This window comes from Paraburkholderia sp., assembly GCF_026225065.1.
GTDB lineage: Bacteria > Pseudomonadota > Gammaproteobacteria > Burkholderiales > Burkholderiaceae > Paraburkholderia.
In genome coordinates, this window is the sequence record NZ_JAMFSB010000252.1 from 1 (window position 1) to 7,115 (window position 7,115).

A 7,115-nucleotide genomic window follows, 5' to 3' on the forward strand; every position below is an offset into this window, starting at 1 on the left:
ATGCCCTCGGGCATGATCGTGATGACGGTACCACTAATAATATGCGGGCGGCAACGCGCAAAAACCCGTCATTTGGGAAGTCCAGGAAGGTTTCTTATTGCCTCCCGTTTGAATAGAATATTACTAATAATATTGACCTGAGGCGCGTGGCGTGCGATTCTCGGTCGCGCGGGCCCCGTGAGCAGACGTGGGCCGCATTCTGCCCGAGGCCTTAATTATTTTCACCATGCGCGATGTTTCCCTGAATCCGATCCGGCCATCCGCGGCAGACGCGTTCTCGCTGGGCGACCCCAACCTGATCGCTCTGGCGAGCGGCGCGATGCGCGTGCTGGTCGCGCCGCACGTAGGCGGTGCGATCGCGGCGTACTACGAGGTCGTAGCTGCCGGACCGGTCCACTGGATGCGGCCCGCGACCGACGCTGCGCTCGCCGAACGCGATCCGCTGCGCATGGCGAGTTTCCCGCTGCTGCCGTATTGCAACCGTATCCGCGATGCGCGCTTCGTCTTCGAAGGCCGCACGGTCGATCTGGCCGGCGACGGCAACCGTTTCGCCCACGCGCTGCATGGGCACGCGTGGCGTCGGCCGTGGCAGGTCGGTGCGGTGACGGCGAGTTCCGTGGAGTTGCACTTCGAACATGAGCCTGATCCGCATGCGCAGGGTGACTGGCCGTTTCGTTATCGCGCGATGCAACGGATCGAACTGGCGGGGGATACGTTGCGCGTGACCTTGTCCGCGCGGAACCTGGCTGGGCAGCCGATGCCGTTCGGCATGGGGCATCACCCGTATTACCCACGCACCGCGGAAACCCGCGTATACGCGCAGGTCCAAGGGATGTGGCACGCCGACGGCGAGGTGCTGCCGACGCATCTTGGTCCGCATCCGGCCGTCGACGCGATGCGCGAAGGCATGTCCGCCGGTGCGTTCGATCTCGACAATAACTTTGCCGGCTGGTCGCGCACCGCGACGATTGCATGGCCCGACGAGGGCCGCCGGCTGACGTTGACAGCACAAGCGCCATTCGATCATCTCGTGGTATTTGCGCCGGCTACCGAGGCGCTGCTGTGCGTCGAACCGGTGACGAACACCACTGATTGCTTTAACGCCAGCGATGCGCGTGAGCACGTAGGCGGCTGTGTGTTGATGCCGGACGAGGCAATGACGGCGACGGTGAACTGGACACCGCAGCGGGTCTAGGAGGGACAGCGAAGTGGCTCGGGCGCCGGTTTGTGCCGGAGTAGCTGCCGTAGTTGCCGGACTCGCCGCAGCGGTCTCAGCACTTCAGCACCTTCAGCATCGCAGTTGCCATGCGGCGAGCGCCGCGCTCATTCCACCCGCAACCGAGCCATATACGGCAAATGATCGGACAGCCACGCGGTCTCCTGCGTAGGCTGGATCCATTCGACCGGCTTTATGCCGCGCACGAACATCTTGTCTAGCGCGAGCGCCGGTGAAAACGCCGGGAAGGTCCGGCCTGACTCGCCGAGCAACGTTGCCACCTCATACATCCCATGCTCGCCGAACAGCGGCACCGAGTCGTTGCGCCAGTCGTTGAAGTCACCGGCGAGCACCAGCGGCCCTTCCGGCGCTTCTTTCGCGATCCAGTGCGCAATCCAGTGCATTTGCCTCAGCCGTGCCGCACGCGTGAGCGCCAGATGCGCGCACAGCAGCGTCACCGAATGACCGGCAAAGGTGGCCCGCGCCACCAGCAGGCCGCGTTTTTCGAAGCGGTGTGCGGAAATATCCCAGCGTCCGCTGAGATCGAGCGGGTGCGGCGAAAGGATCGCATTGCCATGCCGCCACGACGGCTTGAAGACGTTCGGGCCGAGTGCGATCTGCAGTTCCAGCGAGTTGGCGATTTCGGTGGCCTGACAATGCCACACGTCGTCGAGCGGATCGCGCAGCGGCGCGCCAAAGCCACCTGACAAAACCGGTGCCGGCATGCGCCGCGCCATCGCTTCCTGCAGGAAATAGGCGTCGGCGTGGGTCGACTGCACCCAACGCTGCATCGCCTGCCAGGCCTGAAAGCCGAGCGGCGTGCGCCCCTTGTGCAGGTTCCAGCTTACTGCGATGAAATCCTTAGGCTGCGCGCTCTCGCGGATGAGTTCTTCGGGGTTTCGCATGCCGCGTGGTCCACGGTTTTCGTTGATATCAAGGGTGATTGGCGAGGCTGGCACGGACTCGATATACAAGGTTTGGATTCTTGTCGACGATCTGCCAGGTGGCCCATTGACCGGCCGGCACCTGCAGACCCGGATGATTGGCCGCGACCTGGCGCGGCTGCGGCGGCAACTTGCAACCGGTGTCGGTTTTCGGCGCGCTGTCGTCCTCGAGCGTTTCCTGCGCGTCGATCGCGAGCGTGACCTGGTTAGCATCGGCCTGGATCGGCGAGACGGTCAGCGTGCGTGACAGATCGATGCTGCCACCCGGCGCATCCTTGCAGCCGACATTGTGTTGCACCACCTGATGATGCGTGTCCGTGCGTGCCTGACCCACGGTTGTATCGGCCTCGAACGAATCGATCTGCTGGCCGTCGCGCATCACCTGCAATTGCCAGTGCACGGCCTGCTGGGCGGCAGGCTGCTGTGCCTGAGCGAGTAACGATGTGCCGCACAGCACGGCAACGAGACTGGTTTTCCACATGTTTGACGGCTCTCCGGGGCGTGGTGTCCAGCGTAATGACAGGCGCCCATCTTACGCCTGATGGTCGCAACCTCTTTCTGACACCGCAGCGCGGGCCGGGTTCAGCAACAGTCCATTTCAGATGGGGGCGATCTCGTTCAAGCCAATGCCGGTTTCGCCGCAACCCGCCTGGCGTCTGGCTTGCGGCCTGATCGCTGGGCGGGTGTTAGCAGCACACCCGCACGGCTGCTGGCTTGCGCATGAATATTGCGTGGATACACTGGACTTGAAACGGCGCCTGGCCGGCGCCGCAGCCGCAAGACCAGCACGACGGGGTGATCTATGACAACAGCAATGGTCAAACAGGAAATCGCAGTGGCGTCGTTCAGCAAGGTCTACGACCTCGATCGGGTCGAAACCGCGTTGAACGATCTTGGCGAAGGCGCGAACGATGCGCTGCGCTCCACCTACGAAAAAATGCTGAAGACCGGCAATCTGCGTTTTTGCGTGAAGCCAAACCGGATGCCGTCCATCGACGATCTGGTCGAAGCGCTGCCGAACTTCAGCGAGCCGCTCGACGATGTGCGCAAACAGGTTGCGCTGTGCCTCGAAACCGAGGACCGGCTCGAGCTGATGCCAATTCTGCTGCTTGGTGACCCCGGCATCGGCAAGACGCATTTTGCGAAGCAACTCGCGCGGCTGCTGGGCACCGCGTATCACTATGTCGCGATGAGTTCGCTGACCGCAGGCTGGATTCTTTCGGGCGCGTCGTCGCAATGGAAGAACGCGAAGCCCGGTAAAGTCTTCGACGCACTCGTGCATGGGACCTACGCGAACCCGGTGATTGCCGTCGACGAAATCGACAAGGCCACCGGCGACTCGCAATACGATCCGCTCGGTGCGCTGTATGCGCTGCTGGAGCACGACACGGCGCAAACTTTCATCGACGAATTCGCCGAGATTCCGATCAACGCAGGGCATGTGATCTGGATCGCGACTGCTAACGACGCGCGCTCGATTCCCGAACCGATTCTCAACCGGATGAACGTCTACGAGATTCCGCCACCGGATCTGGAAGGCGCACGCCGGATCGCCCAGTCGATCTATAACGAAATCCGCTCTGCCCACGGCTGGGGATTGCGCTTTCCCGTCGAACTCGGTGACGCCGCACTCGACGCCTTGAAGCACGCTTCGCCACGTGAAATGCGCCGGGCGATTCTGAACGGCTTCGGTGCGGCGCGCATCGACGAACGTGACTGGATCGGCGCAGAAGATATCCGGCTGGATTATGGCAACCGGCGCAAACCGATCGGCTTTTGAGCGGCAGAATTTGGCTGTTGCACAACAACCGCCTTCGGGCGGTTTTTTTATTGCCGAGGCATTCCGAGCACTGCGCTCACGCAATCGCGAACGTGGGGAGCCGCCATTGTTCTTCTGAACGTAACTGTTAGTTGTTTCAATCGGAATGATTTTTTGATAGTCGGAGCCTACACTGGGTTATCCGAAATGAAGCGACGCACGCCATGGCGACGTCGCTTCATTTCCGCCCCGAACGGCCCCGACGAATCTGGAATCCATCATGAAACTCGCTCCTCTTGCCGCACTGCTAATTTCCGCTGCTGTTGCTCTGCCCGCCGTCGCAAGCGACGACACGGCTAACCCAGTCACGAACGGTCCGAAAACGCGCGCCGAGGTCAAGGCTGAACTGGCGCAAGCGCGCGCCAACGGTGAACTGAGCCTGAACCCGAACGAGCCGGCTTATCCTCAGCAATTCGCCATGGGCGGCTATACCGTGCCGCGTGTGCAGATCCACACCGCTCACGCGAGCGCCCAAAGCAACGCCTCCCTCAGCGGCGCTGCGGTCCAGAATTGAGGACCCGGTGAGCGAAACGATCGCCACATGAATTGACCGCATTAACCCTCGACGGCGTACACTGAAGCCGTCCGCCATACAGACTCAAGACCTGGCACCCGATCCGATGCCCGCAGTCGTTGCGACTGCGGGCATTCGTTTCTGTACCGTGTCGTACAATTTCGTCATGTGCGCAGGACGCGTTCGGCAGCGAGCGGCGGGCGGCATGAGATAGCCGTGGCCGTTCTTCATCTTCATCAGGTGGACGAGGGGTCACGCGGTGCGGCAGGCCGCGTCAAGGGACATGGATCAGATCGAATGTGTAGTGATCGGGGCCGGCGTCGTGGGCCTGGCCATCGCGCGTGCTCTCGCGGCACGCGGTCGCGAAGTGATCGTGCTGGAGGGCGCCGAAGCGATCGGCGTGGGCACCAGTTCGCGCAATAGCGAAGTGATTCACGCGGGCATCTACTATCCGCGCGGTTCGGTGAAAGCGGCGCTGTGCGTGCGTGGTCGTGAGATGCTCTACGACTATTGCGAGGCACATGGCGTGCCGCATTCGCGGTGCGGCAAGCTGCTGGTCGCGACCTCGCGCAACCAGATTCCGCAACTCGAAACCATCATGGCGCGCGGCAAGGAAAACGGCGTGCTCGACCTGATGCGGATTGGCGGCACCGAGGCGCAGGCGCTGGAACCGGCGCTCGAATGTGTCGAGGCAGTGTTCTCGCCGCGCACGGGCATCGTCGACAGTCATCAACTGATGCTGGCGATTCAGGGCGATGCCGAACGCGATGGCGCCGTGTGCGCGTTTCATGCACCGGTCGAGGCGATCGAGTCGAGCAACGGGCGTTTCGTCGTGAAGGTGGGCGGGGCCGCGCCCACCACGATCAGCGCGGCGTGTGTGATCAACAGCGCGGGTCTGCAGGCCAATGCATTGGCGCGCAAGATTCGCGGACTCGACGCGCGGCATGTGCCGCCGCTATATCTGGCGCGTGGTAATTACTTCAGCATCTCGGGACGTGCGCCGTTTAGCCGCCTGATTTATCCGATGCCGAACGAGGCGGGTCTCGGCGTCCATCTGACTATCGACCTGGGCGGCCAGGCGCGCTTTGGTCCCGACGTCGAATGGGTTGATGCGATTAACTACGACGTCGATCCGCATCGCGCCGATTCCTTCTACGCGGCAATTCGCGCTTATTGGCCCGCGTTGCCCGACCATGCATTGCAGCCGGCGTATGCAGGCATTCGCCCCAAGCTCTCAGGTCCCGGCGAACCCGCCGCCGACTTCGTGATTCAGGGGCCCGCTGCGCACGGCGTGCGCGGCCTCGTCAATCTGTTCGGGATCGAGTCGCCTGGGCTGACGGCGTGTCTGGCGATTGCGCAGCGCGTCTGCGAAGTCGCCGGCGTGGCGTAGTTATAGGGGCGGCACTGCGGGTTGATAGTACGGGTCGGCGTCGCGGCCGGCAACGGCACGCGTCGAACTACAAAATCGCTTATCTCTATCATTTGGGCCGTCACGCGTTGGCGCTTCATTGTTATGCTTGGGGATCGCTGTCGTCAGAACGGCGTTTAGTCCAATACAAAATGGAGTGAGTCCCCTATGAAGTCATCCCGTCGTACGTTCCTGATTACGAGCATTGGCGTTGCGTCGACGCTCGCGTTGTCGCGCCAGGCTTTTGCCGACGCCCCTAAAGTCACCGAAGCCGATCCCACCGCTCAGGCACTCGGCTACAAAGCCGACGCCACCCAGGTCGACAAGGCCAAGTACGCGAAGTACGCGGCCGGCGAGGCTTGCGGCAACTGCAGCTTTTATCAGGGCAAGGCAACCGATCCTTGGGGTGGCTGCCCGATGTTCGGCGGCAAGCAGGTGTCGGCCAAGGGTTGGTGCAGTGCATACAACAAGAAGGCGTAAGGCCCGGTAGGGTCCGTTCAGCATGCTTGTTGCGGTAAATCGCGCTGCAGCATGACGGCGCAATTCTTCCGAAGATGTGCGAGGGCGTCCGCCACAGCGAGTGGCCGACGCCTTTTTGCTGCTTGAAAACCTTTACAGCGATCTTTACACTCGCAATGCATTTCGCATGGCGGCATTGCGTCGTCTCGTCGAGCGGCTTACTTTCAACACAGCACGCAACACTTTTCGAAGGCTGGAGATCCTGATGCCTGCGTCAAAGAGCCTCAACACGCGAGCTGTAGCAGCAGCGGTTATCGGCAATGCGCTCGAGTGGTACGACTTCACGGTCTTTGGCTTGATGACGGTAGTAATCGCTGAGCTATTCTTTCCTGCCAGCAGCGATTACTCGTCGTTGCTTCTCACCACTGCGAGTTTCGGCGTCGCCTTCGTCATGCGGCCGATTGGCGGCGTCGTCCTTGGCCTTTACGCGGACCGTGCGGGGCGCAAGGCGGCCTTGTCCCTTGTGATCGCGTTGATGACGTTCGGCATCCTTCTGCTGGCGATTGCACCGCCTTATTCGGCAATCGGCATTTGCGGGCCTTTGATCATCGTGCTTGGGCGTCTGCTGCAGGGCTTCTCGGCTGGCGGCGAGTTCGGCAGTTCGACCGCGCTATTGATCGAAGCAGCGCCTTTCTCGAAGCGAGGTTTTTACGGCGGTTGGCAGATGGCAAGCCAGGCGGCCGCGCTGGTGCTGG

At 62.0% G+C, this 7,115-nt stretch carries 8 protein-coding genes; 6 read left to right on the forward strand and 2 right to left on the reverse strand.

Annotated elements, in window-relative coordinates:
• Positions 1-226: 226 nt before the first annotated feature.
• Positions 227-1,195, forward strand: coding sequence for an aldose 1-epimerase (locus M0954_RS18560; protein WP_297354797.1), 969 nt, complete (start codon positions 227-229; stop codon positions 1,193-1,195).
• Between the two features lie 128 nt (positions 1,196-1,323).
• On the opposite strand, the gene M0954_RS18565 is transcribed toward M0954_RS18560, so the two are convergent.
• Complete coding sequence (locus M0954_RS18565) at positions 1,324-2,121, reverse strand: endonuclease/exonuclease/phosphatase family protein (protein WP_297354798.1); 798 nt, start codon at positions 2,119-2,121, stop codon at positions 1,324-1,326.
• A 28-nt stretch (positions 2,122-2,149) separates the two neighbouring features.
• Positions 2,150-2,641, reverse strand: a complete 492-nt coding sequence (locus M0954_RS18570; protein ID WP_297354801.1) for a hypothetical protein — start codon at positions 2,639-2,641, stop codon at positions 2,150-2,152.
• Between the two features lie 321 nt (positions 2,642-2,962).
• On the opposite strand from M0954_RS18570, the gene M0954_RS18575 reads away from it, so the two are divergent.
• The 5 genes from M0954_RS18575 to M0954_RS18595 all read left to right on the forward strand — a co-directional run.
• Positions 2,963-3,940 carry an AAA family ATPase gene (locus M0954_RS18575; RefSeq protein ID WP_297354803.1) on the forward strand — a complete coding sequence of 326 codons (978 nt, stop codon included), beginning with the start codon at positions 2,963-2,965 and terminating at the stop codon, positions 3,938-3,940.
• A gap of 259 nt (positions 3,941-4,199) precedes the next feature.
• Positions 4,200-4,493, forward strand: coding sequence for a DUF4148 domain-containing protein (locus M0954_RS18580; RefSeq protein ID WP_122153125.1), 294 nt, complete (start codon positions 4,200-4,202; stop codon positions 4,491-4,493).
• Positions 4,494-4,776: 283 nt separating this feature from the next.
• Positions 4,777-5,883, forward strand: coding sequence for an NAD(P)/FAD-dependent oxidoreductase (locus tag M0954_RS18585; protein ID WP_122153126.1), 1,107 nt, complete (start codon positions 4,777-4,779; stop codon positions 5,881-5,883).
• A 186-nt stretch (positions 5,884-6,069) separates the two neighbouring features.
• Complete coding sequence (locus tag M0954_RS18590) at positions 6,070-6,381, forward strand: high-potential iron-sulfur protein (protein ID WP_122153127.1); 312 nt, start codon at positions 6,070-6,072, stop codon at positions 6,379-6,381.
• A gap of 244 nt (positions 6,382-6,625) precedes the next feature.
• On the forward strand, positions 6,626-7,115 hold a 490-nt coding region (locus M0954_RS18595; protein WP_297354805.1), incomplete at its 3' end, for an MFS transporter.